24 protein-coding genes are annotated in these 21,508 nt (G+C 68.4%); 12 read left to right on the top strand and 12 right to left on the bottom strand.

Annotated features, from left to right (window positions below):
* Positions 1 to 4: 4 nt before the first annotated feature.
* The 5 genes from xdhB to trpB all read left to right on the top strand — a co-directional run bounded on the left by xdhB (position 5) and on the right by trpB (position 6,346).
* Positions 5 to 2,314, top strand: a complete 2,310-nt coding sequence (xdhB, locus tag FA743_RS02585) for a xanthine dehydrogenase molybdopterin binding subunit (protein WP_136884297.1) — start codon at positions 5 to 7, stop codon at positions 2,312 to 2,314.
* On the top strand, positions 2,311 to 3,048 hold the full coding sequence (xdhC, locus tag FA743_RS02580) for a xanthine dehydrogenase accessory protein XdhC (protein ID WP_136884296.1): 738 nt from the start codon (positions 2,311 to 2,313) through the stop codon (positions 3,046 to 3,048). Before xdhB ends, xdhC begins: the two co-directional genes overlap by 4 nt.
* The gene (gene guaD, locus FA743_RS02575) at positions 3,036 to 4,334 is read left to right on the top strand and encodes a guanine deaminase (protein ID WP_136884295.1); all 1,299 of its coding nucleotides are present in this window, start codon (positions 3,036 to 3,038) and stop codon (positions 4,332 to 4,334) included. Before xdhC ends, guaD begins: the two co-directional genes overlap by 13 nt.
* Positions 4,335 to 4,431: 97 nt before the next feature.
* A complete protein-coding gene (locus tag FA743_RS02570) occupies positions 4,432 to 4,947 on the top strand; it encodes a cell wall hydrolase (RefSeq protein WP_136884294.1) in 516 nt (171 codons plus the stop codon).
* A 172-nt stretch (positions 4,948 to 5,119) separates the two neighbouring features.
* Positions 5,120 to 6,346 (top strand): tryptophan synthase subunit beta, encoded by a 1,227-nt coding sequence (gene trpB / locus FA743_RS02565; protein ID WP_136884293.1) that lies wholly within the window; start codon positions 5,120 to 5,122, stop codon positions 6,344 to 6,346.
* Between the two features lie 37 nt (positions 6,347 to 6,383).
* Here trpB and FA743_RS02560 read toward each other — a convergent pair whose 3' ends face one another.
* The 3 genes from FA743_RS02560 to pth all read right to left on the bottom strand — a co-directional run bounded on the left by FA743_RS02560 (position 6,384) and on the right by pth (position 8,570).
* A complete protein-coding gene (locus FA743_RS02560) occupies positions 6,384 to 6,758 on the bottom strand; it encodes a DUF2237 family protein (RefSeq protein ID WP_136884292.1) in 375 nt (124 codons plus the stop codon).
* A gap of 76 nt (positions 6,759 to 6,834) precedes the next feature.
* Positions 6,835 to 7,845, bottom strand: coding sequence for a DUF2332 domain-containing protein (locus FA743_RS02555; protein ID WP_136884291.1), 1,011 nt, complete (start codon positions 7,843 to 7,845; stop codon positions 6,835 to 6,837).
* Positions 7,842 to 8,570 (bottom strand): aminoacyl-tRNA hydrolase, encoded by a 729-nt coding sequence (gene pth / locus FA743_RS02550; protein ID WP_136884290.1) that lies wholly within the window; start codon positions 8,568 to 8,570, stop codon positions 7,842 to 7,844. Before pth ends, FA743_RS02555 begins: the two co-directional genes overlap by 4 nt.
* Positions 8,571 to 8,724: 154 nt before the next feature.
* Here pth and FA743_RS02545 point away from each other — a divergent pair, with 154 nt between their 5' ends.
* From FA743_RS02545 to FA743_RS02525, 5 genes are all read left to right on the top strand, one after another.
* Positions 8,725 to 9,360: an ATP-dependent Clp protease proteolytic subunit gene (locus FA743_RS02545; RefSeq protein ID WP_136884289.1), complete on the top strand. Its 636-nt coding sequence runs from the start codon at positions 8,725 to 8,727 to the stop codon at positions 9,358 to 9,360.
* Positions 9,361 to 9,521: 161 nt separating this feature from the next.
* Complete coding sequence (clpX, locus tag FA743_RS02540) at positions 9,522 to 10,787, top strand: ATP-dependent Clp protease ATP-binding subunit ClpX (protein WP_136884288.1); 1,266 nt, start codon at positions 9,522 to 9,524, stop codon at positions 10,785 to 10,787.
* A 95-nt stretch (positions 10,788 to 10,882) separates the two neighbouring features.
* Entirely contained in the window at positions 10,883 to 11,257 is a 375-nt protein-coding gene (locus tag FA743_RS02535) for an NADH:ubiquinone oxidoreductase subunit NDUFA12 (RefSeq protein ID WP_136884287.1), read from the top strand.
* 1 nt (position 11,258) lies between these two features.
* Positions 11,259 to 11,735: an outer membrane lipid asymmetry maintenance protein MlaD gene (gene mlaD, locus FA743_RS02530; protein ID WP_136884286.1), complete on the top strand. Its 477-nt coding sequence runs from the start codon at positions 11,259 to 11,261 to the stop codon at positions 11,733 to 11,735.
* Positions 11,732 to 12,094, top strand: a complete 363-nt coding sequence (locus FA743_RS02525; RefSeq protein WP_246054798.1) for a DUF2155 domain-containing protein — start codon at positions 11,732 to 11,734, stop codon at positions 12,092 to 12,094. Before mlaD ends, FA743_RS02525 begins: the two co-directional genes overlap by 4 nt.
* Here FA743_RS02525 and aat read toward each other — a convergent pair.
* The 6 genes from aat to hisA all read right to left on the bottom strand — a co-directional run bounded on the left by aat (position 12,061) and on the right by hisA (position 16,616).
* The gene (aat, locus tag FA743_RS02520; protein WP_136884285.1) at positions 12,061 to 12,690 is read right to left on the bottom strand and encodes a leucyl/phenylalanyl-tRNA--protein transferase; all 630 of its coding nucleotides are present in this window, start codon (positions 12,688 to 12,690) and stop codon (positions 12,061 to 12,063) included. The two genes, FA743_RS02525 and aat, sit on opposite strands and share 34 nt — an antisense overlap.
* Before the next feature lie 6 nt (positions 12,691 to 12,696).
* A complete protein-coding gene (gene accC / locus FA743_RS02515; RefSeq protein ID WP_136884284.1) occupies positions 12,697 to 14,043 on the bottom strand; it encodes an acetyl-CoA carboxylase biotin carboxylase subunit in 1,347 nt (448 codons plus the stop codon).
* 5 nt (positions 14,044 to 14,048) lie between these two features.
* The gene (gene accB, locus FA743_RS02510; RefSeq protein ID WP_246054797.1) at positions 14,049 to 14,561 is read right to left on the bottom strand and encodes an acetyl-CoA carboxylase biotin carboxyl carrier protein; all 513 of its coding nucleotides are present in this window, start codon (positions 14,559 to 14,561) and stop codon (positions 14,049 to 14,051) included.
* A 128-nt stretch (positions 14,562 to 14,689) separates the two neighbouring features.
* The gene (locus FA743_RS02505) at positions 14,690 to 15,007 is read right to left on the bottom strand and encodes a phosphoribosyl-ATP diphosphatase (protein ID WP_136884282.1); all 318 of its coding nucleotides are present in this window, start codon (positions 15,005 to 15,007) and stop codon (positions 14,690 to 14,692) included.
* A complete protein-coding gene (hisF, locus tag FA743_RS02500) occupies positions 15,004 to 15,765 on the bottom strand; it encodes an imidazole glycerol phosphate synthase subunit HisF (protein WP_136884281.1) in 762 nt (253 codons plus the stop codon). Before hisF ends, FA743_RS02505 begins: the two co-directional genes overlap by 4 nt.
* Positions 15,766 to 15,899: 134 nt before the next feature.
* Positions 15,900 to 16,616: a 1-(5-phosphoribosyl)-5-[(5-phosphoribosylamino)methylideneamino]imidazole-4-carboxamide isomerase gene (gene hisA / locus FA743_RS02495; protein WP_136884280.1), complete on the bottom strand. Its 717-nt coding sequence runs from the start codon at positions 16,614 to 16,616 to the stop codon at positions 15,900 to 15,902.
* A gap of 139 nt (positions 16,617 to 16,755) precedes the next feature.
* Between hisA and FA743_RS02490 the strand changes: the two genes are divergently transcribed.
* Together FA743_RS02490 and FA743_RS02485 are read left to right on the top strand one after the other, a co-directional pair.
* On the top strand, positions 16,756 to 17,139 hold the full coding sequence (locus FA743_RS02490; RefSeq protein WP_136884279.1) for a DUF2147 domain-containing protein: 384 nt from the start codon (positions 16,756 to 16,758) through the stop codon (positions 17,137 to 17,139).
* A gap of 87 nt (positions 17,140 to 17,226) precedes the next feature.
* A complete protein-coding gene (locus FA743_RS02485) occupies positions 17,227 to 18,045 on the top strand; it encodes an alpha/beta fold hydrolase (RefSeq protein ID WP_136884278.1) in 819 nt (272 codons plus the stop codon).
* Between the two features lie 55 nt (positions 18,046 to 18,100).
* On the opposite strand, the gene FA743_RS02480 is transcribed toward FA743_RS02485, so the two are convergent.
* The 3 genes from FA743_RS02480 to FA743_RS02470 form a co-directional block, all read right to left on the bottom strand.
* Positions 18,101 to 19,276: an NAD-dependent epimerase/dehydratase family protein gene (locus tag FA743_RS02480; RefSeq protein WP_136884277.1), complete on the bottom strand. Its 1,176-nt coding sequence runs from the start codon at positions 19,274 to 19,276 to the stop codon at positions 18,101 to 18,103.
* A 113-nt stretch (positions 19,277 to 19,389) separates the two neighbouring features.
* Positions 19,390 to 20,058 carry an ABC transporter ATP-binding protein gene (locus FA743_RS02475; RefSeq protein WP_136884276.1) on the bottom strand — a complete coding sequence of 223 codons (669 nt, stop codon included), beginning with the start codon at positions 20,056 to 20,058 and terminating at the stop codon, positions 19,390 to 19,392.
* Positions 20,055 to 21,503: a KpsE/RkpR family capsule polysaccharide export protein gene (locus FA743_RS02470; RefSeq protein ID WP_246054796.1), complete on the bottom strand. Its 1,449-nt coding sequence runs from the start codon at positions 21,501 to 21,503 to the stop codon at positions 20,055 to 20,057. The genes FA743_RS02475 and FA743_RS02470 overlap by 4 nt, the downstream gene beginning before the upstream one ends.
* Positions 21,504 to 21,508: the final 5 nt, after the last annotated feature.

Here is a 21,508-nt window from a genome sequence, read left to right as displayed (position 1 = left end):
GGCCATGAAGGACGACAGGACCGCCATCCGGGGCCTCGCCCATCAGGATCAGGCCCATGACAGCGCCATCAAGCATGTCACCGGCCGCGCCGATTACACCGACGACCTGACCGAGCCAACCGGCACCATCCACGCCTATCTGGGCCTGTCGGGCTGCGCGCATGGACGCATCACGGGCAGCGATTTCTCGGACGTGCTGGCGCAGCCCGGGGTGCTGGGGGTGCTGACGGCCGCCGATCTGCCGGGCGTCAACGACGTCTCGCCCAACGGCAAGAACGACGATCCGATCTTTGCCGAAGACGTGGTGCAGTTCTGGGGCCAGCCGGTCTTTGCCGTGGTGGCCGAGACGCGCGACCAGGCCCGCCGCGCCGCGCACAAGGCGCGCATCACCTATGACCCGCTGCCCCATGCGCTGGACCCGATCGCGGCGCGCGATGCGGGCATGGGCTATGTCACCGACCCGCTGACCCTGCGGCGCGGCGATGCGCCCGCAGCCCTGGCCCGCGCCCCGCACCGGATCGAGGGCCGCTTCGCCATCGGCGGGCAGGATCACTTCTACCTCGAGGGTCAGATCGCCCTGGCCATCCCGGGCGAGGATGACGATGTTGCGCTGCATGTCTCGACCCAGCACCCGTCCGAGGTGCAGCACATGGTGGCCCATGTCCTGAACGTGCCCAGCCATTCGGTCGTCGTGAACGTGCGCCGCATGGGCGGGGGGTTCGGCGGCAAGGAAACGCAGATGAACCTCTTCGCCTGCGTGGCGGCGGTGGCGGCCAGGCGCTGGAACCGCGCCGTCAAGATCCGCCCCGACCGCGACGACGACATGATCGCCACCGGCAAGCGCCACGATTTCGTGGTCGATTACGCGGTGGGCTTCGACGACCAGGGCCGCATCCGGGCGGTGGAGGGCGACTGGTACGCCCGCTGCGGCTTTTCCGCCGACCTGTCCGGTCCGGTCACCGACCGCGCGCTGTTTCATGCCGACAACGCCTATTTCTATCCCGACGTCCGCATCAGCAGCCACCCGTTGAAGACCAACACCGTCAGCAACACCGCCTTTCGCGGCTTCGGCGGCCCGCAGGGCGTCATCGTGGCCGAGCGCATGATCGAAGAGATCGCCTACGCCTTGGGTCTGGACCCGCTGGAGGTGCGCAAGCGCAACCTCTATCAGAACGGCCAGCTGACCCCCTATCATCAGGAGGTCACCGACCAGATCCTGCCCCGCATCTTCGACGAGTTGGAGGCCAGCAGCGACTATCATGCCCGCCGCCAGGCCGTGCTGGACTGGAACGCGAAAGGCGGCGTGATCCGCAAGGGCATCTCGCTGGTGCCGGTCAAGTTCGGGATCAGCTTCACCGCGACCTGGTTCAACCAGGCGGGCGCGCTGATCCACATCTACAGCGACGGCTCCATCCACCTGAACCATGGCGGGACCGAGATGGGGCAGGGGCTGAACACCAAGGTGGCCCAGGTGGTGGCCGAGGCGTTCCAATGCGACATCGCCCGCATCAAGATCACCAAGACCACGACCGAGAAGGTCCCCAACACCTCGGCCACCGCGGCCTCCTCGGGGACCGACCTGAACGGCATGGCGGCGCTGGATGCGGCGGACCAGATCAAGGCGCGGCTGGTCGCGTTCGTGGCCGAACGCTGGCAGGTCGCGCCCGGGGACGTGGCCTTCCTGCCGGGCCATATCCAAGCGGGCGATCACCTGATCCCCTTCACCGAGGTGATCCGCGCCGCCTATATGGCGCGCATCCACCTGTCGGCGGCGGGCTTCTACAAGACGCCCAAGATCCACTGGGACCGCGCGACCGGCAAGGGGCGGCCCTTCTACTATTACGCCTATGGCGCGGCGGTGTCCGAGGTCTCGGTCGACACGCTGACCGGCGAATATGTCATCGACCGCACGGATGTGCTCCATGACGTGGGCCGCTCGCTGAACCCGGCGCTGGACAGGGGCCAGGTCGAAGGCGCCTTCGTGCAAGGCGCGGGCTGGCTGACCATCGAGGAACTGTGGTGGTCCCAGCAGGGGCAACTCAAGACCCATGCCCCCTCGACCTACAAGGTGCCGCTGGCCAGCGACCGCCCGCGCATCTTCAACGTGGCCTTGGCCGACTGGTCCGAGGCCTCCGAGCGCACGATCAAGCGCTCCAAGGCCGTCGGAGAGCCGCCCTTCATGCTGGGCATCAGCGTCTTCGAGGCGATCAACATGGCCGTGGCCTCGGTCGTCGATTACCGCGAACCCGCGCGGCTGGACGCGCCCGCCACGCCCGAGCGGGTGCTGATGGCGGTCGAGCGGCTGCGCGGATGATCCGCATCCGCATCCGCGTCACTAAGGCGCGCGGCTCGACCCCGCGCGAGGCCGGGGCCTTCATGGTCGTCGGGCCTGAGGCGACCCAAGGCACGATCGGCGGCGGCCAGCTGGAATACATGGCCATCGACCGCGCCCGCCAGATGCTGGCGCGCGGCGAGGCGACCGCAAGCATGGACATCCCCCTCGGCCCCGAGATCGGCCAGTGCTGCGGCGGCCGCGTCACCCTGACGCTGGACCGCGAGGCGCCGACGCCGTCCGCCCATCCCGATGCGCTGATCTTCGGCGCGGGCCATGTCGGCCGGGCCTTGGCGCGGGCCCTGGCCCCGCTGCCGCTCACCACCACCCTGATCGACAGCCGCCCCGAGGAACTGGCCCGCGCCACCGGCCCGACCCTGCTGAGCGCGCTGCCGGAATCGATGATCCGCAGCGCCCGCCCCGGCACCTCGGTCCTGATCGTCACCCATGACCACGCGCTGGATTTCCTTCTGGCCGCCGAGGCCCTGTCCCGCCGTGATCTGCCCTATATCGGCATGATCGGCAGCGCCACGAAACGCGCGCAGTTCGCCCGCTTCGCCGCCGCGCGCGGCCTCGACCCCGCCCCCCTGACCTGCCCGATCGGGGCGGGCTTCAGCCATGACAAGCGCCCCGAACTCATCGCCGCCTTCACCGCCGCCGAGCTGATGGCCCGCCTCACCACTTCTTCTTTGAAAAAATACCCATGCAACAGCTGATCCGGGGCCGCGTCCTCGACTTCCATGCCGACCCCCAGGACACCGACGACAACCACCGCTTCTGGGAAGACGGGGCGATCCTGATCACCGACGGGGTCATCACCGCCCGAGGTGATCACGCCCAGATGACGCGCGAGGGCCTGATCCCGGACGGCACCCCCGAGGTCGACCACCACCCGAACCTGATCCTGGCGGGCTTCATCGACCCGCATATCCACTTTCCGCAGGTGCAGGTCGTGGCCAGCTGGGGCGCGCAGCTTCTGGACTGGCTGAACGACTACACCTTCCCCGAGGAGGCGCGCTTTGCCCGGCAGGGCCATGCCCCCGCCATGGCCGGGGCCTTCCTGGACCTGCTGACCGCGCATGGCACCACCACGGCGGTGGCCTTCTGCTCGGTCCACAGGCAGTCGGCCGAGGCGCTGTTCGCTGCCGCCCATGCGCGCGACATGGCGATGGTGGCGGGCAAGGTGATGATGGACCGCAATGCCCCGCCCGAGGTGCTGGACACCCCCCAGCAGGGCTATGACGACAGCCGCGCCATGATCGAGGCCTGGCACGGCACGGGCCGTCAGCTTTATGCGATCACCCCGCGCTTCGCCATCACCTCCTCCCCCGAACAGCTGCAGATGGCGGGCCAGCTGGCCACCGACTATCCCGATTGCCACATCCAGACCCACCTCTCCGAGAACCGGGCCGAGATCGACTTCACCTTAAGCCTCTATCCCAAGGCCCGGGATTATCTGGATATCTACGACACTTATGGCCTTCTGGGCCCGCGCACCCTGCTGGGCCATTCCATCCACCTGGAACCCCGAGAGATCGCCCGCATGGCCGAGACCGGCAGTCGCGCGGTCTTCTGCCCGACCTCGAACCTCTTCCTCGGCTCGGGGCTCTTCGATGCGGGCGGGCTGCGGGCGGCGGGGGTGACCAGCGGCATCGCCACCGATATCGGCGGCGGCACCAGCTATTCGATGCTGGCGACCTTGGCCGAGGGCTACAAGATCCTGCAGCTTCAGGGCCAGAGCCTGCACCCGCTGGCGGCCTTCCACTGGGCCACGCGCGGCAATGCGCTGGCCTTGGGGATGGAGGACCAGATCGGCACCCTGGCGCCGGGCAGCATGGCCGATCTGGTCGTCCTGGACGCCCGCGCCACGCCCGCCATGGCGCTGAGGATGGAGCGCGCCCGCACCCTGGCCGAGGAACTGTTCATCCTGCAGATCATGGGCGACGACCGCGCCGTGGCGCAGACCTATGTCGCGGGCCGGGCGCAGAAACCCGCCGCCTGACGCCCGCCGACCGGCAAAAACACCGGTCCCGTGCCTTTCGGCTTGCCCCGCGGCACGCCTTCCTCGACAGTCAGGAAAAAACGAGGGACGGGCAGTCATGAGACGATTTTCCACAGCGCGCGCCGTCGCGGCGCTGTCGGCCGTGCTGCTGGTCCTGACGGGCTGCGGCGATTCCGGCTTTGGCCGCAAGCGGCTCAACCCGCAGTCCTGCATGGAGCGGGCGATCTTCTTCGAGGCCAACCGCTCCAGCCGCGACGGGATGATCGCGGTGGGCAGCGTGGTGATGAACCGTGTCGCCTCGGACCAGTTTCCCGACACGGTCTGCGAGGTCGTGGGCCAGAAGAACCAGTTCGCGCCGGGCGTGCTGTCGCGCCCCATCGATCTGGACCGCGTCCCCGACGTGCGCCGTGCTGCCAGTGCCGTCCTGCGCGGCGAACGCCATCCGCGCATCGGCAATGCGATGTTCTTTCACACCCATGGCCACCGCTTCCCCTATGACAACATGCATTACGTGCTGGTCGCGGGCGGCAACGCCTTCTACGAGAAGCGCCGCAGCCATCTGGTGACGCAACCCGTCCCGCCCGCCCCGATCGAGCAGGGCCGCTTCCGCTGAGCCTCGGGCGGCGCTGCGGCCCTTTGGCGCGGCACGGCCTCCCGCCGATCCGCCGCACCTCCCTAGGCCGGGCCGGGGCTTCACCCCGGTCGCGAAGGCCGCTAGAAGAGGGCGACCGGGCCTGTGCCCGGACCCCATCCCGTCCGTTTCGAACCCCCGAAAGGCGCATCTCATGCCCGACGACCTGCCCAACAGCTTCACGACCGGCCCCGACGAGCAGGGCCGTTTCGGCATCTATGGCGGCCGGTTCGTCAGCGAGACGCTGATGCCGCTGATCCTGGAGCTGGAGGCCGAATACGAGCGCGCCAAGACCGACCCCGCCTTCTGGGCGCAGATGGACGATCTGTGGACGCATTACGTGGGCCGCCCCAGCCCCCTCTATTTCGCGGAACGCCTGACCGAGAATCTGGGCGGCGCCAAGATCTACATGAAGCGCGACGAGCTGAACCATACCGGCGCGCACAAGATCAACAACGTGCTGGGCCAGATCCTGCTGGCGATCCGCATGGGCAAGACCCGCATCATCGCGGAGACCGGCGCGGGCCAGCATGGCGTGGCCACCGCCACCGTCTGCGCGCGCTTCGGGCTGAAATGCATCGTCTACATGGGCGCGCACGACGTCGAGCGTCAGGCGCCAAACGTCTTCCGCATGCGCCTGCTGGGCGCCGAGGTGATCCCCGTGACATCGGGTCGCGGCACGCTGAAAGACGCGATGAACGACGCGCTGCGCGATTGGGTGACCAATGTGCGCGACACCTTCTACTGCATCGGCACGGTCGCGGGCCCGCATCCCTATCCGGCCATGGTGCGCGATTTCCAGTCGATCATCGGCAAGGAGGTCCGCGAGCAGATCCTGCCGCGCGAGGGGCGCCTGCCCGACACGATCATCGCGGCCATCGGCGGCGGCTCGAACGCGATGGGGCTGTTCTATCCCTTCCTCAACGATCCCGAGGTCCGCATCATCGGCGTCGAGGCCGGGGGCAAGGGCGTCGACGACCGGATGGAGCATTGCGCCAGCCTGTCGGGCGGGCGCGCCGGCGTGCTGCACGGCAACCGCACCTACCTGCTGCAGGACGAGGACGGCCAGATCCTGGAGGGCCACTCGATCAGCGCGGGCCTCGATTATCCCGGCATCGGGCCGGAACATGCCTGGCTGAAGGATATCGGCCGGGCCGAATATGTCAGCATCACCGATGACGAGGCGCTTGGCGCCTTCCAGCTGTGCTGCGCGCTGGAGGGCATCATCCCGGCGCTGGAGCCCGCCCATGCGCTGGCCCATGTCATCAAGATCGCCCCGGACCTGCCCGCCGACCATCTGATCGTGATGAACATGTGCGGGCGCGGCGACAAGGACATCTTCACCGTCGCCAAGCATCTGGGCTTCGACATGAAGATCTGAGGGCTGATGGGGGTGGCCTGACGCTGCCCCCTCGGGCTTATCTGGTCGCCGGCACAGCATGGCGCTGCAGCAGCTCCAGCGGCACGATGTCCAGCGCGCGCTTGTGCGTGGATTCCAGCACCACATGCGGGGCCGCGAATTCCTGTGCCGCCTGCAGGAAGCGGCTGGCGCAGAGGCACCAACGCTGCCCCGCCTTCAGCCCCGGAAAGCCGAATTCCGGGCGCGGCGTGGTCAGGTCGTTGCCCAGATAGCGCGACATGGCCAGGAATTCCTCGGTCAGCACGACGCAGACCGTGTGACTGCCGCGGTCCTCGGGGCCGGTGTCGCAGCACCCGTTGCGATAGAACCCGGTCACGGGCCGGGTCGAGCAGGGCTGCAACTTTTCGCCCAGGACGTTCACCGACGGCTGCATGAGCGTTTCCTTCTGCACCAGATCATCACCTGAACAGGGTAGGCCGCAGAGGCCGCCGGGGGAAGGGGGGACGCTGTCACATCTGCTGGGGCTGCCAGCGGATCCAGCGCCCGTGGAAATCCGCGCGCCCAAGCGCCCAGTGCCGCCGCTGCCCGTCCCACAGCGTCAGCCGCAGGGCCGCGCCCTCGCCGCCATCGGCCTCCATCTCGACATGGGCCAGGGGCGCCTCGGGGGTGGCGGCGGCGCCTGCGCGGGCAAGGGCCGCCTGACACATGGCGCGGGTCGCAGGCGGGAAATACTGCGCGGCGATGGTATGAAAGACCATCGTCAGCACCCCCGGCGCGGGGCGAGCCAACTGGTCCGTCAGCCAATCCCCCGCATCGCCCCGGTCCACCCGGGGCGGATCGCGTCGCGCCAGATCCAGCGCGGCATCAAGCCGCTGCCGTCGCGCCGTCTGGTCGGCCCAGCAATAGGCTCTCAGCCGCAGCCCGTCCCGGTCCGGGTCCAGCGGGTTCAGATCGACGCCCCGACGGCTGGCGACCTCCAAGATGCCCTGCGGCAGATCGCCCTGCCAGTCGGGGGTCAGCACCACCCCCTCGGCCCCGTCCAGCAGGTGATAGAGGTCGAAATTCAGGTTCAGCCCCGCCGAGGCGCCCAGCTCCCGCAGCCGCAGCGGCAGCGGCGCGAGGCCCCGCAGGAACCGCGCCGCCCCGATCAGCGCGGCCGAGCGTGCGACCTCGTTGGTCTGGGGCGGGCTGTCCAGCCAGCCGAGGATCGCGGCCCGATGGACGTGCAGCATATCCTCCAGCAGGGGGTTCGGCACCTCTGCCGCCGCATAGGCCTGGGCCAGATCGGGCGCGGCTCCGGTCAGCACCAGCGCATGCAGCGCCCCGCAGAGGCGCAGCGGCACCGAATCCGCCGAGGAGGACGGATCGCCCGGCCAGTCCAGCACCCGCGCGGCCAAGGGGCCGCCCACGGCCTTCAGCCGGTCCGGCAGGCTGCGGCACAGTGCCGCCGTCAAAGGAGAGCCCAGCCCGGCGCAGGCGCGGGCCTGATCGCGAAAGGCGTCCCGGACCCTGTCGTTCATCTGAACCGGTCGGTCAGGGCGCGCAGGCGGTCGGCGAGGCTGGCGGGCTCCTCGGGGGGCGCAGGCTTGGGGACAGCGGGCTTGGGGGCAGCATCGGGCGCACCAGGCGCCGGGCGGGGCGCCTTGGCGGCGGGCGCCTCGCTGCCGCTGTTGCGGGCGGGCGCGACGCGGTTCGCGACCGCGTTCTGGAACCGCCCGCCGTCACCCATGGCCAGCGCCACCGCCCCGTCCGAGATGCCGCGCAGCAGGTCATCCAGCCCGTCCTGTTCGGCCTTGGCAAAATCGGACAGCACATAGGGCGCCACCTTGTCCTTGTGCCCCGGATGCCCGATCCCCAGCCTGACGCGCCCGTAATCCGGCCCCAAATGCTGGTGGATCGAGCGCAGCCCGTTATGCCCCGCATGCCCGCCGCCCTGCTTGACGCGGGCCTTGCCCGGCACCAGATCCAGCTCGTCATGCAGCACGATGACCTCGGCGGGGGTCAGTTTCAGATAGCGCATCGCCTCGCCGACCGACTGTCCCGACAGGTTCATGAAGGTCTGCGGCTTGAGCAGCGTGACCCGCGTCTCGCCAAGCCGCCCCTCGGCGGTCAGTGCCTGGAAGCGGGGGCGCCAGGGGCCGAAGCCGTGATCCTCGGCGATGCGGTCCAGCGCCATGAAACCGATATTGTGACGATTTGCCGCATATTTTGCACCGGGATTGCCCAAGCCCACGATCAGTTTCACGCCTGCCTCCTGACGACCCCGGGGGGTCGTTTTTCGTTCCATCCCTTGCGGCTGACCTTGCTGGTTACTAAGACTCTGTCAACCTATCGCGGCTAAGACAGGGGTTCACGCCCGGACGAATCGCGGCACCAGGACGAACAGGCAAGGACAGACCATGAGCGATCCGGCAGAATTCTACATGAACAACCTCGTTCCCATGGTGGTCGAACAGACCTCTCGCGGGGAACGGGCCTATGACATCTTCTCGCGCCTGCTGAAGGAACGGATCATCTTCGTCTCGGGCCCGGTCCATGACGGCATGTCCACGCTGATCTGCGCGCAGCTTCTGTTCCTCGAGGCGGAGAACCCGTCCAAGGACATCAGCATGTACATCAACAGCCCCGGCGGCGTGGTGACCTCGGGCCTGTCGATCTATGACACGATGCAGTACATCCGCCCCCGCGTGTCCACGCTGGTGGTGGGGCAGGCGGCCTCCATGGGCTCGCTGCTGCTGGCGGCCGGCGAAAAGGGCCTGCGTTATTCGCTGCCCAACAGCCGGGTGATGGTGCACCAGCCCTCGGGCGGGTTCCAGGGCCAGGCGACCGACATCCTGATCCATGCGCGCGAGACGGAAAAGCTCAAGCGCCGCCTGAACGAGATCTATGTCACCCATACCGGCCGCACCCTGACCGAGGTCGAGGAGGCGCTGGAGCGCGACCGCTTCATGACTGCCGAGGAGGCCAGGGACTGGGGCCTGATCGACGAGGTCGTGGCCCCGCGCGGCAAGGCCGAGGCAGGCGACAAGAAATAGGCGCCTTGGGGATTGTGACGGGCCGGGCGGCCCCGTAACATGGCGGAAATGACCTGCGGCGGCCGATCCGTCGCAGGAAACCGAAGATGCGGCGCGCGGGACCCTCGATCCGCCGCCGCCCGCAGCGCGGTTTTGCGCGGCGGCAGTGAAGGAAGTGGACGATGGCGAACCAGTCCGGCAACGACAGCAAGAACACGCTCTATTGCAGCTTCTGCGGCAAGAGCCAGCATGAGGTCCGCAAGCTGATCGCGGGACCGACCGTCTTCATCTGCGATGAATGCGTCGAGTTGTGCATGGACATCATCCGCGAGGAGACCAAGTCCAGCGGCCTGAAATCCGGTGACGGCGTACCCACCCCCCGCGAGATCTGCGGCGTGCTGGACGATTACGTGATCGGCCAGGAACATGCCAAGCGGGTCCTGTCGGTGGCGGTGCACAACCACTACAAGCGGCTCAACCACGGCTCCAAGACCGATATCGAGCTGTCCAAGTCCAACATCCTGCTGATCGGCCCCACCGGCTGCGGCAAGACGCTGCTGGCCCAGACCCTGGCCCGCATCCTGGACGTGCCCTTCACCATGGCCGATGCGACGACCCTGACCGAGGCCGGCTATGTCGGCGAGGATGTCGAGAACATCATCCTCAAGCTGCTGCAATCGTCGGAATACAACGTGGAACGCGCGCAGCGCGGCATCGTCTATATCGACGAGGTCGACAAGATCACCCGCAAGTCCGACAACCCCTCGATCACCCGCGACGTGTCGGGCGAGGGCGTGCAGCAAGCCCTGTTGAAGATCATGGAGGGCACGGTCGCCAGCGTTCCGCCGCAGGGCGGGCGCAAGCATCCCCAGCAGGAATTCCTGCAGGTCGATACGACGAACATCCTGTTCATCTGCGGCGGCGCCTTTGCGGGGCTCGACCGGATCATCGCGCAGCGCAATGCCGGTACGGCGATGGGCTTCGGCGCGGCGGTCAAGGAAAAGGACGATCGCGGCGTGGGCGAGCTGTTCAAGGAACTCGAGCCCGAGGATCTGCTGAAATTCGGCCTGATCCCGGAATTCGTGGGCCGCCTGCCGGTCATCGCCACGCTGACGGACCTGGACGAGGATGCGCTGATCATCATCCTGACCAAGCCCAAGAACGCGCTGGTCAAGCAGTACCAGCGGCTCTTCGATCTGGAAGGCGTGCAGCTGACCTTCACCGAGGATGCGCTGACCGCCATCGCCAAGCGCGCCATCAAGCGCAAGACCGGCGCGCGCGGCCTGCGCTCGATCATGGAAGAGATCCTGCTGGACACGATGTTCGAACTGCCGGGTCTGGGCAGCGTCGAAGAGGTCGTCGTGAACGAGGAGGCGGTCGAATCGACCACCGCCAAGCCGCTGCTGATCCATGCGGAAGCCAAGAAGGGAAGCGCCTCGGCCGGGTGATCCCGGCCCTGGTCGTCCGGTCCGGCTGACGGCTGGACCTTTGCGCGGAACCGGGGCATATCCCGGGGATCATCCTGCTGAAAAGGGTCCTGTCGATGTCGTTTCTGCTGCGCTTTCTGACCTGGTGGAACAGCCAGACGCTCAACACCCAGTTCTGGACCTGGCGGCACGGCGTCCGTGTGGGTGAGGATGGCGCGGGCAACGTCTTCTACCAGACCAAGGACGGCAAGCGGCGGTGGGTGATCTATGGCGCCGAGGCCGAGGCCAGCCAGATCACGCCGGAATGGCATGGCTGGCTGCATCACACCTGGGCCGAGCCGCCGACCGAACTGGCCGTGCCGCGCAAGGCTTGGGAACAGCCCCACAAGTCCAACCAGACCGGCACGCCCGGGGCCTATGTGCCCGCCGGATCGCTGTACCGCGCACAGCCTGCGCCGCGCAGCGACTATGACGCCTGGCGTCCCGAATAGCATGTCCGCGACCGGCCTTCACCGGGGCGAGGCGCGGGCCGAACTGATCGCCGGGGCGCTGGTTCTGGCCGTGGCAGTGGGCTTTCTGGGCTGGGCCGCGCAGGGCCGCTGGAGCGCCACGACCGGCTATGACGTCACCGCCTCGTTTCCGGATGTGGACGGCGTCTCGGTGGGAACAGAGGTGCGGCTGGCGGGCGTGCGGATCGGGCGGGTCAGCGACATCCGCCTGAACCCGCAGACCTATCTGGCGGATGCCGTGCTGACGATCCCCGGGGATATCGTGCTGCCGTCGGACAGTGCCGCGCTGATCCAGTCGGACGGGCTGCTGGGCGGGGCCTATATCCAGTTGCAACCGGGCGGCAGCCCCGACGATCTGGGCCCCGGCGACGAGATCGAGGATGTGCAGGGCGCCGTCAGCCTGCTGCAGCTGATGCTGAAATTCGTCGACAGTCAGTCGGGCGACGAGGTCGTTCCGTGATTTTCGCCGTGATCCGTGCCGCGCTGTGCGTGGTGCTGCTGTCCGGCCCCGCCTTGGCGCAGGACACCGTCCGGGCCCAAGGCGCGATGCTGCGGGGACTGGACAAGGTCTCGGGCCGCACGATCGACCTGCCGCTGCAGGTGGGCGAGGCGCAGCGCTATGGCCGGCTGGAGATCCGCTTGGGCGAGTGTCGCTATCCGGCGGGCGATCCCAGTTCGGATGCCTTCGCCCAGCTGACCATCACCGACCTGCGCCAGAACGCCACGGTCTTCAGCGGCTGGATGATCGCCAGCGCGCCGGCGCTGTCGGCGCTGGACGATGCACGCTACGATGTCTGGGTGATGTCCTGCCAAAGCTGATCGGCCGGGGGCAGGGGATGGGCGCGGAAGTCGGCCGTGCGACGCAGCGCCTCTGACAGGCGTGCGCGATAGGCGCCGCGCGGGATCTCGACCCCGCCCATGCTGGCCAGATGCGGCGTCAGGAACTGCGTGTCGAACAGCGTGAAGCCGCAGCGCGCCAGATGGGCCGAGGTCCAGAGCAGCGCCATCCGCGATCCGTTCCGCCGCGCCGAGACCATCGATTCCCCGAAGAACGCGCCCCCCAGGGTGACGCCGAAGATCCCCCCGGCAAAGCGGCCCTCGTGCCGGATTTCGATCGCATGGGCATGGCCCAGCCCGTGCAGCGCGCTGTAGAGGCTTGCCAGCGGCACGTTGATCCAGGTCGCCTCGCGATCCGCACAGGCCGCCACCACGCCATCGAAATCGCCGTCTAGATGCGCCGACCAGCCACCCCGCCGCAGATCGCGCCGCAGCGAGCGCGCGGCATGGATGCCGCCCACCGGCAGGACGCCGCGCAGGGGCGGGTCGAACCAGTGCAGGCGGTCATCCTCGGCGCTGTCGGCCATCGGGAAGATGCCCCGGGCATAGCCGCTCAGCAATTGCGCGGGCGTCAGCATCGACGCCTACGCGTAATGCTGCGCCAGCCAGCGTTCCAGCCAGTGGATCGAATAGTTGCCCGACTGGATGTCCGGCTCGGCCAGCAGGTCGCGGAACAGCGGCACGGTGGTGTCGACCCCGTCCACGATCAGCTCGCCCAGGGCGCGCGACAGGCGGGCCAGCGCTTCGGGACGGTCGCGGCCATGCACGATCAGCTTGCCGATCAGGCTGTCGTAATAGGGCGGGATCGCATAGCCCTGATAGAGCGCCGAATCCATCCGCACGCCCAGGCCGCCTGGCGCATGATACTGGGTGATCCGCCCGGGACAGGGCGAGAAGCCCGGCACCTTTTCGGCGTTGATGCGCACCTCGATCGAATGGCCGTTGATGACCAGGTCCTCCTGATGGAACTCCATCGGCAGGCCGGCGGCGACGCGGATCTGCTGGCGGACCAGGTCCACGCCGAAGATCGCCTCGGTCACCGGATGCTCCACCTGCAGGCGGGTGTTCATCTCGATGAAGTAGAACTCGCCGTCCTCGAACAGGAACTCGATCGTGCCGGCGCCGGAATAGCCGATCTTGGCCACGGCATCGGCGCAGACCTTGCCGATGCGGGCGCGCTGCTCGGGGGTGATGGCGGGGCCGGGGGCCTCTTCCAGCACCTTCTGGTGGCGACGCTGCAGCGAGCAGTCGCGCTCGCCCAGATGCACCGCGCGGCCCTTGCCGTCGCCGAAGACCTGGATCTCGATATGGCGGGGGCGCTGCAGGTATTTTTCCAGATAGACGTCGGGATTGCCGAAGGCCGCCTTGGCCTCGGCCCGCGCCGAGCGGAAGGCGACGTCGAGGCCGGACTTGTCCAGCGCGACCTTCATGCCGCGCCCGCCGCCGCCAGCGGTGGCCTTGACGATGACCGGATAGCCAATCTCGGCCGCGACGCGGAACGCCTCGTCCACATCGTTCACGCCGCCGTCACTGCCGGGCACGCAGGGGACGCGAAGCGCCTTCATCGTGTCCTTGGCGGTGATCTTGTCGCCCATGATGCGGATATGCTCGGCGCGCGGGCCGATGAAGGTGATGTCATGATCTTCCAGCATCTGCACGAAGCCGGCGTTTTCGGACAGGAAGCCGTAGCCCGGATGGATCGCCTGCGCGCCGGTGATCTCGCAGGCCGAGATCAGCGCGGGCATCGACAGGTAGGACAGCGCGGAGGACGGCGGACCGATGCAGATCGATTCGTCGGCCATGCGGACATGCATCGCGTCGGCATCGGCGGTGGAATGGACCGCGACCGAGGCGATGCCCATCTCGCGGCAGGCCCGGATCACGCGCAGCGCGATCTCGCCCCGGTTGGCGATGAGGATCTTGTCGAACATCGGCGTCACTCGACGATCATCAGGGGGGTGCCGAACTCGACCGGGATGCCGTCCTCGATCAGGATGCGCTTGACCGTGCCCGCGCGGGGGGCGGGGATGTGGTTCATGGTCTTCATCGCCTCGACGATCATCAGCGTGTCGCCCTCGGCCACCGTCTGGCCCACGGCCACGAAGGGGGCGGTGCCGGGCTCGGCCGACAGATAGGCGGTACCCACCATGGGCGAGGTCACCGCGCCGGGCAGGCTGGCCGGGTCCTGGGCGCCCGCCGGGGCCGCGACCGTCATCGAGGTCGAGGGGCCGGAGGCGGGCTGGAAGGACGAGCTCTGCTGCTGGGGGGGCTGCGCATAGACGACCTGCTTGCCCTGCTTGGACAGGCTGACCGTCAGGCGGTCGTGCTCGCCATATTCCCGCTTGACCTGGATCTCGGACAGCTCGCTGGCATTCAGAAGTTCGGCCAGCGACCGGATGAAGGCCACGTCGCCCTCGTGATGATTGTCATGGGTGGAATCGTTGCTCATGCCGTCCTCTGCCATCTGTCGGTCTGGCCGCGCCTTGCGCGGCGATTGCGGGGCTTATAGCCCTTGTGGCCGCCCGAGGGGAAGGGTCCGGGGCGGGCATGGGCAAATTGCCTGCCGCGCCGGGGGTGTCAGCCCGTGTCGCGCGACGCCTTTTCGGCCAAGCCCGACACGCCCTCGCGCCGGGCCAACTCGGCCTCGACATCGGCCAGGGTCACGTCGCGGGCGGCCAGCATCACCAGAAGGTGAAAGATCACGTCCGCCGCCTCGGAGGTCAGGCGGGCGCGATCGCCTCGGACCGCCTCGATGATCGCCTCGACGGCCTCCTCGCCGAACTTCTCGGCGCATTTCTCGGGGCCCTTGGCGAGAAGCTTCGCGGTCCAGCTGCCGTCGGGGTCGGCGGACTTGCGGGCCTCGACGGTGGCGGCGAGGCGGTGCAGCGGGGTCATGTCAGCCTCATCGGGATGCCGGCGGCGGCCATGTGGGCCTTGGCCTCGGCGATGGTGTGGGTGCCGAAATGGAAGATGCTGGCCGCCAGCACGGCGCTGGCATGGCCCTCGGTCACGCCCTCGACCAGATGGTGCAGCGTGCCGACCCCGCCCGAGGCGATGACCGGCACGTTCACCGCATCGGCGATGGCCCGCGTCAGGGGCAGGTTGAAGCCCGAGCGGGTGCCGTCTCGGTCCATCGAGGTCAGCAGGATCTCTCCGGCGCCCTTGGCCTCGACGATGCGGGCGAAATCGACGGCGTCGATGCCGGTCGGCTTGCGCCCGCCATGGGTGAAAATTTCCCACCGGCCCGGCGCCACGGTCTTAGCGTCGATGGCCACCACGATGCACTGGCTGCCGAAGCGGTCGGCGGCGGCGGCCACCACATCGGGATCGGCCACGGCGGCGGAATTGAAGCTGACCTTGTCGGCCCCGGCCAGCAGCAGCGCGCGCACGTCCAGATGGCTGCGCACGCCGCCGCCCACGGTCAGCGGCACGAAGCATTGTTCGGCCGTGCGGGTGACCAGATCGAACATGGTGCCGCGGTTCTCGTGGGTGGCGTGGATGTCGAGAAAGCAGATCTCGTCGGCGCCGGCGGCATCATAGGCGCGCGCGGCCTCGACCGGGTCGCCGGCGTCGATCAGGTCGACGAAGTTGACGCCCTTGACCACGCGGCCATCGGCCACGTCGAGGCAGGGGATGATGCGGGTCTTGAGCATCGGGAATGCGCCTTTGGCTGGGGCTGTCCGGCAGGGGTCTAGCGCAGAGCGCGCGGCAGGGCCAGAGGGGGGCCAGCCCCCCATCGCGCGAAGGGCGCGATCCCCCCCGGGATATTTGTGCCAAGATGAAAGGGTCAGGCGAGGGTCCGAAGCGCCTCGCGCAGGTCGAGGGCGCCGTCATAGAGGGCGCGGCCCGAGATGGCGCCGGCGATGATCCGCGTCTCGGCCAGGGCCTTGAGGTCCTGCAGCGAGGAGACGCCGCCCGAGGCGATCACCGGGATGGTGACGGCGCGGGCCAGGGCTTCGGTGGTGGGGATGTTGGGGCCGCCCATCGCGCCGTCGCGGTCGATATCGGTGTAGATGATCGCCGCGACCCCGGCATCCTGGAAGCGGCGAGCGAGATCCGTGGCATCGATGTCGGTTTCCGTCGCCCAGCCCCGGGTGGCCACGCGGCCCTTGCGGGCGTCGATGCCGACCGCGATGCGGCCCGGGAAGGCCTCGGCGGCGTCGCGCACGAGGTCCGGGTTCTCGACCGCGACGGTGCCGAGGATCACCCGGGTCAGGCCGCGGTCCAGCCAGGATTCGATCGTGGCCATGTCGCGGATGCCGCCGCCCAGCTGGGTGGGAATGGTGGTGGCAGCCAGGATCGCCTCGACGGCGGCGGCGTTCACGGGCTTGCCCTCGAAGGCGCCGTTCAGGTCGACCAGATGCAGCCATTCGGCGCCGGCATCCTGGAAGGCGCGGGCCTGCGCCGCCGGGTCACTGCCAAAGACGGTGGCGGCCTCCATGTCGCCGCGCAAGAGGCGCACGCAATTGCCGTCCTTGAGGTCGATGGCGGGGTAGAGGATCATGGCGCGGCTCCGGAGGTCCTGGGGGTCAGCCCTCCTTTGCCATGGGGGGGCCGGGCACGGCAAGGGGCGGACCTGACGTCACGCTTGCCCGACGGGCCCGCGCCCGCGCAATCTGGCCCCATCCTGAGGAGGAGAGATCATGCGTCACGTCATTGCGGCCACCGTGCTGCTGCTGTCTGCGGGGGCGGCGGCGGCCGACCCGATCGAGGGGCTGTGGCAGACCCAGCCCGACGAGGGGGCCTTTGCCCATGTCACCGTGGCCCCCTGCGGCGGGGCGTTCTGCGGCACGATCGCGCGGACCTTCCGCGACGGGGCCGAATATGCCTCGCCGAATGTCGGGCGCCAGATCGTCATCGACATGGTTGCGCAGGGGGGCGGCGCTTACACGGGCCAGGTCTGGCGGCCGTCCAACGACAAGATCTATGCGGGCAAGGCCGCCCTTTCGGGCGACCGGATGAGCCTGTCGGGCTGCATCGCCGGCGGGCTTCTGTGCAGCAGCCAGACCTGGGTGCGGCTGCCCTGACGGCGACGGAAGCGTGATCGGGCGCGGGGCGAACCCTGCCCGCCCCCGTGCGTTCTCTCGGCCCCAGAGGATCGAAAGGACCGCGACATGCCGATGATTTCCGCCCCGGATGGCACCCCGCTTTACGTCAAGGACTGGGGCGAGGGCCGCCCCGTCGTCCTGATCCACGGCTGGCCCCTGAATGCCGACAGTTGGGAGGTGCAGGCCCTGGGTCTGGCCGAGGCCGGGCACCGGGTCGTCAGCTATGACCGCCGGGGTTTCGGCCGGTCGGGGCAGCCTTGGTCGGGCTATGACTATGACACGATGGCCGGCGATCTGGCGGCGGTGATCGAGGGGCTGGACTTGACGGATGCGGCCCTCGTGGGGTTCTCGATGGGCGGCGGCGAGGTCGCGCGGTATTTCTCGCGCGGCGAGGCGGGCCGGGTGTCCAGGGCGGCGTTCATTTCGTCCGTGGCGCCGGGGCTGCTGCACTCTGACGCCAATCCCGACGGCGCCCCGGCGTCGCTGTTCGAGGAGATGCGCGAGGGGCTGCGCAAGGACCGCCCGGCCTTCCTTGCGGATTTCTTCAAGCAGTTCTACGGGCAGGGCGTGTTCAGCGGTGGAGTCAGCCAGGCTGCGCTGGACTGGACGCAGGGCATGGCGCTGATGGCCAGCCCGCGCGCCACGCTGGAATGCGTGACGGCCTTCGGGATGACCGACTTCACCGCCGATGTGGCGCGCATCTCGGTGCCGACGCTGGTGATCCACGGGACCGGCGACAAGATCGTGCCCATCGACGCCACCGCCCGCCGCATGACCAGGATGGTGCCGCAGGCGCAGCTGATCGAATATGACGGTGCGCCGCATGGTCTGGGCGTGACCCATGCCGAGCGGCTGATGGACGATCTGAAGGCCTTCCTGGCCTGATGGCGCGACCGGGGCGCGTGGGGATCACCCGCCCGCCCCGGTTGTCACATTGCGCCTATTCCGCCGCCTGCGCCGCGCGCCACTGCGAGACGCAGGGGATCTTGTCGCGGTCGCAACGGTCCGCATAGCGGCGCGCGATGTCCTGCACCTCGGCCATCAGCCCGTCGGCCAGCCGGATGGGCTGCAGGCCCAGGTCCAGAAACCCGTCATTCACGACATGCAGGTCGTTCTCGTCCGCCTCGTTGCGGGGGTTGGGAAGATGGGCGATCTCGGTGCCCGTCCGGGCGGCGATCATCTGCGCCAGATCGCGGATGCGGTGCGTCTCGGTCATCTGGTTCAGGATCCGCACGCGCTCGCCTTGCGCGGGTGGGCTGGCCAAGGCCAGTTCGATGCAGCGGCAAGTGTCCTGGATATGGATGAAGGCGCGGGTCTGGCCGCCCGTGCCATGCACCGTCATCGGATAGCCGATCGCCGCCTGCATGAGGAAGCGGTTCAGCACCGTGCCGTAATCGCCGTCGTAATCGAAGCGGTTGATCAGCCGTTCGTCGCGGCGCGTCTCGTCGGTCTGGGTGCCCCAGACGATGCCCTGATGCAGGTCCGTGATCCGCAGCCGGTCGTTCTTGTTGTAATAGAAAAAGAACAGCGCATCCTGGGTCTTGGTCATGTGATAGATGCTGCCGGGATTGGCCGGGTAGAGGATCTGCTGGCTGTGCGGGCCGTTGGCGGTCTGCACGGTGACGTCAAGGTAGCCCTCGGGGATCTTCATGCCCGCCGTGCCATAGCCGTAGACGCCCATCGTGCCCAGATGGACCAGGTGGATGTCCTGCCCTGATTCGACGATGGCGGCCAGGATGTCGTTCGTGGCGTTCAGGTTGTTGCTGACGGTATAGCGCTTGTGGCGCGCGGATTTCATCGAATAGGGCGCGGCGCGCTGTTCGGCGAAATGGACGACCGCGTCGGGGCGCTCCTCGGCCAGAAGCGCCAGCAGGCGGTCGTAATCCTGCCCCACGGTCAGATCGACGCTGCGGATCTGGCGCCCCGTCAGCTCGGCCCAGGCCCGCAGGCGGGTGCCCAGGGGGCGGATGGGGGTCAGCGAGCCGACCTCCAGCTCGATGTCGATCTTGCGGCGCGAAAGGTTGTCCACGATCACGACCTCGTGGCCGCGCGCGGACAGGTGCAATGCGGTGGGCCAGCCGCAAAAGCCGTCTCCGCCCAGAACGATGATCTTCATGAGATGCCTTGTGACCAAACGACCCAATTCATTCGGATCAATATCCGGACCGGGGGCCGCAGGCCAGCCCCGCAGCGGCGACCGACACCGAACCGTCACGAGGCAGGCGGCATTCAGCCGGTGTCGGTCTCGCGCATGTTGGTCATGTGGACCGAGATGGCGTCTTCCAGATTGGGATAATAGGTCAGCTTGCCGTTCTCCAGCACCGCCCCGGCATGGCAGGTCTTGCGCAGCATGCCCATGGAATGGGACACGACGATGGCGCCCGACTTGGACATCCGCTCGTTGAAGACGCGGTTTGACTTGGCCTTGAAGGCGGCGTCGCCCACGGCCGAGACCTCGTCGACCAGATAGGTGTCGAAGGGCACCGCCATGGACAGCCCGAAGGCGAGCCGCGATTTCATCCCCGAGGAATAGGTGCGCAAGGGCAGCTTGAAGTGATCGCCCAGCTCGGCAAAATCCTGCACGAAGAACAGGAGTTCGTCCGTATCGATGCCGTAGACGCGGGCGACGAAGCGGCAGTTCTGCTCTCCGGTCAGCTCGCCGTTGAAGGATCCGGCAAATCCCACCGGCCAGCTGATCGTGCCGGTCGACAGGATCTTGCCCGACGAGGGCAGCATCGCCCCCGAGATCATCCGCAGCAGCGAGGATTTCCCCGCCCCGTTGCGGCCCAGAAGCGCGATGGCCTGACCCGAGGGAAAGGTGGCGGTGATGTCGTCGGCCACCACCTTGCGCTTGCCGTTCAGCCGGTAGGTCTTGGAGATGTTCTGCAGATGGATCATCGCCGGTCGCGCAGGCTGTAGAAGATCAGGCTGCCGATGATCCAGAAGACCATCAGGAAACCGGCGATCATCAGCATCAGCTTTTCGCGCTCGGGGAACTCGGCCTCCTGCGCCAGGGTGGGGCGGATATAGGGGGCCAGGTAGCGCGACTGGCGCACCGCCTCGGAGCGGGCCGATTCGAAGCTGGCCAGGGCCGCGGCATAGGCGGTCTCGGCGAACTGGCGGTCGGCGGCCAAGATCTCGTATTGGCCGACCACCTCGGACAGCGCCACCTCGCCGCCGGTCGAGCCGAACTTCTGGCGCTCGGCATCGATCTGCTCGCGGATGATCTGGATGCGCAGCTCGGTCTGGCTGATGCGCGGATCGTCGGGCTGGGCATTGGCCTGCAGCAGGCCAAGTCCGACCAGCTGCTCGGCCAGCTGCTGCTGCAGCGAGGTGACGACGCCGATCTGGCCCTGCACGTCGGCCACCGGATCGACCAGCTGATAGAGGTTGCGGAACTCGGTCACCGACTGGCGGGCCTCGCGCAGCATCTCCTGCGCCCGCTCAAGTTCGGCGCGGGCATAGCGCAGCGCATCCTCGCGGGCGATGTCGTTCAGCTCGTTGATCAGGATGCCGCCTTCTTCCAGGATGGCGGTCGCGATGTTCTGGGCATCCTGCGGCGCGAAGGCCAGGATGCGCAGGTCGATCATGCCGGCGTCGTAATGGATGCGGACCTTGCGGTCCCATTCGCGGACCAGCCCCTCCAGCGCGGCACCGCCCTGAAAGCCGAAGATCGGATCGCCGGGCGCCTTGGACCAGACCTCGCGCAGATCGATGCGGGCATTGACCCGCTCGACCAGATCGCGGCTCTGGATGAACTTGAAGAGAATGTCGGTGTCGCTGGTCGAGCTGGAGGTCACGCCCACCAGCGATCCCAGCCCGCCCAGCACGTCGCCCGCACTGGGGGCGGATTCGCTGCGCACCGAGAAGCCGACATAGGAGGCATACTGGTCCGAGGCGCGGGTATAGACATACCAGCCGCTGAGCAGGATCGGCAGGATCACCACCAGCACGAAGCTGAGCGCCATGCCCCAATGCCGCGATTTCAGCGCCGCCGGACTGGCCGGGGGCAGGACGGGACGGGCCAGCGCCGCGTCGATCCGGGCCTGCATCTGCGGGTCGGGACGCTTGGGCTTGCCGGGGCCGGGCCGGGCCGGGGGCGCGCCGGCGGGCGCAGGTGCCGCGGCGGGCGCGGCGGCCGGACGGGCGGGGGGGACAGGAGCCCCCGCCGGCGCGGGGGCGGCCGGACGGGCGGGCGGGACGGGGGGCGCGGTCTGTGCGGGCGCCTCCGGCGCCGCAGGCGAGGTCGGGTCCCGGCCTTCGGCGGGTGGCGATGACGCGGCAGATGCGCGGTCACCGGCCGGTCGTTGGTCGCGCGATGTCTTGGGATCGATGGCCGACATGCGTT

The organism is Paracoccus gahaiensis, assembly GCF_005048225.1.
In the GTDB taxonomy this organism is placed as follows: domain Bacteria; phylum Pseudomonadota; class Alphaproteobacteria; order Rhodobacterales; family Rhodobacteraceae; genus Paracoccus; species Paracoccus gahaiensis.
Note: the sequence above shows the minus strand (reverse complement) of the source record. Positions and strands in the feature narration are given on the sequence as shown.

What these genes read in the sequence shown, in the direction of transcription:
- FA743_RS02490 (WP_136884279.1), top strand. Translation starts at nt 16,756, where the DNA reads ATGCGTCACGTCATTGCGGCCACCGTGCTGCTGCTGTCTGCGGGGGCG.
- FA743_RS02475 (WP_136884276.1), bottom strand. Translation starts at nt 20,058, where the DNA reads ATGATCCATCTGCAGAACATCTCCAAGACCTACCGGCTGAACGGCAAG.
- FA743_RS02470 (WP_246054796.1), bottom strand. Translation starts at nt 21,503, where the DNA reads ATGTCGGCCATCGATCCCAAGACATCGCGCGACCAACGACCGGCCGGT.
- hisF (WP_136884281.1), bottom strand. Translation starts at nt 15,765, where the DNA reads ATGCTCAAGACCCGCATCATCCCCTGCCTCGACGTGGCCGATGGCCGC.
- FA743_RS02545 (WP_136884289.1), top strand. Translation starts at nt 8,725, where the DNA reads ATGAGCGATCCGGCAGAATTCTACATGAACAACCTCGTTCCCATGGTG.
- accB (WP_246054797.1), bottom strand. Translation starts at nt 14,561, where the DNA reads ATGAGCAACGATTCCACCCATGACAATCATCACGAGGGCGACGTGGCC.
- xdhC (WP_136884296.1), top strand. Translation starts at nt 2,311, where the DNA reads ATGATCCGCATCCGCATCCGCGTCACTAAGGCGCGCGGCTCGACCCCG.
- FA743_RS02485 (WP_136884278.1), top strand. Translation starts at nt 17,227, where the DNA reads ATGCCGATGATTTCCGCCCCGGATGGCACCCCGCTTTACGTCAAGGAC.
- FA743_RS02505 (WP_136884282.1), bottom strand. Translation starts at nt 15,007, where the DNA reads ATGACCCCGCTGCACCGCCTCGCCGCCACCGTCGAGGCCCGCAAGTCC.
- aat (WP_136884285.1), bottom strand. Translation starts at nt 12,690, where the DNA reads ATGCTGACGCCCGCGCAATTGCTGAGCGGCTATGCCCGGGGCATCTTC.
- FA743_RS02560 (WP_136884292.1), bottom strand. Translation starts at nt 6,758, where the DNA reads ATGCAGCCGTCGGTGAACGTCCTGGGCGAAAAGTTGCAGCCCTGCTCG.
- FA743_RS02480 (WP_136884277.1), bottom strand. Translation starts at nt 19,276, where the DNA reads ATGAAGATCATCGTTCTGGGCGGAGACGGCTTTTGCGGCTGGCCCACC.
- guaD (WP_136884295.1), top strand. Translation starts at nt 3,036, where the DNA reads ATGCAACAGCTGATCCGGGGCCGCGTCCTCGACTTCCATGCCGACCCC.
- accC (WP_136884284.1), bottom strand. Translation starts at nt 14,043, where the DNA reads ATGTTCGACAAGATCCTCATCGCCAACCGGGGCGAGATCGCGCTGCGC.
- FA743_RS02570 (WP_136884294.1), top strand. Translation starts at nt 4,432, where the DNA reads ATGAGACGATTTTCCACAGCGCGCGCCGTCGCGGCGCTGTCGGCCGTG.
- FA743_RS02535 (WP_136884287.1), top strand. Translation starts at nt 10,883, where the DNA reads ATGTCGTTTCTGCTGCGCTTTCTGACCTGGTGGAACAGCCAGACGCTC.
- xdhB (WP_136884297.1), top strand. Translation starts at nt 5, where the DNA reads ATGAAGGACGACAGGACCGCCATCCGGGGCCTCGCCCATCAGGATCAG.
- hisA (WP_136884280.1), bottom strand. Translation starts at nt 16,616, where the DNA reads ATGATCCTCTACCCCGCCATCGACCTCAAGGACGGCAATTGCGTGCGC.
- clpX (WP_136884288.1), top strand. Translation starts at nt 9,522, where the DNA reads ATGGCGAACCAGTCCGGCAACGACAGCAAGAACACGCTCTATTGCAGC.
- mlaD (WP_136884286.1), top strand. Translation starts at nt 11,259, where the DNA reads ATGTCCGCGACCGGCCTTCACCGGGGCGAGGCGCGGGCCGAACTGATC.
- trpB (WP_136884293.1), top strand. Translation starts at nt 5,120, where the DNA reads ATGCCCGACGACCTGCCCAACAGCTTCACGACCGGCCCCGACGAGCAG.
- FA743_RS02555 (WP_136884291.1), bottom strand. Translation starts at nt 7,845, where the DNA reads ATGAACGACAGGGTCCGGGACGCCTTTCGCGATCAGGCCCGCGCCTGC.